We start from the raw sequence: 571 nt of genomic DNA on the forward strand, positions 1-571 counted from the left end.
GCCGGGCGCACCCCGGCGGCCTGGGCGGACCAGGGCTGGGCCGACCGCTGGCTCGCCGAAGTCGCCGCCCGGGAAGCGGACCTGCACGCCGTCCTGGTCCGGCTCACCGGCCTGCGCACCACCCGCTGGCAGCCCGCCACCCCCGAGGCCCGCCCGTACGCCGACGCCCTGGACGGCTGCGGCTTCACCGTTCTCGTCGCCGAGGAAGGCCGTCCATGAGCGAGCTACCGGTCCTCACCGCGGCCCAGGCGCTGGCCGCCACCAGCGGCACCGCCGTCGTCCGCCTCACCGAGTGGACCCTCGGCCTGGCCGCCCGGCTCAGCCGGCACGCCCTGGCACACCCCGTACGCCTGGTGCCGGTGCGGGAGGACGGCGCACTGACCGTGGTCGGGCCGGTGCTCGCCCCCGGCGCACCGGCCTGCCTCGCCTGCGTCGAGTACCAGCGGCTCGCCACCGCCGGCGGCCGGGTGCCCTGGCAGAGCCCGGACCTGGCGCTCGGGGGCACCGGCACCCCGGCCTTCGCCGAGGCGGTGACCGCGCTCGCCGCCGACCTGGCCGTCGCCCCGGCGGC

Annotated in this window: 2 pseudogenes; both read left to right on the forward strand. The window is 79.5% G+C overall.

Annotated features, from left to right (window positions below):
- Positions 1-219: pseudogene (locus tag KS423_RS46945) on the forward strand (hypothetical protein); the annotation flags it as partial.
- Positions 216-571: pseudogene (locus KS423_RS46950) on the forward strand (hypothetical protein); the annotation flags it as partial. The pseudogenes KS423_RS46945 and KS423_RS46950, both read left to right, overlap by 4 nt.

Origin of the sequence: Streptomyces sp. LS1784 (assembly GCF_020103755.1) — a bacterium.
GTDB lineage: Bacteria > Actinomycetota > Actinomycetes > Streptomycetales > Streptomycetaceae > Kitasatospora.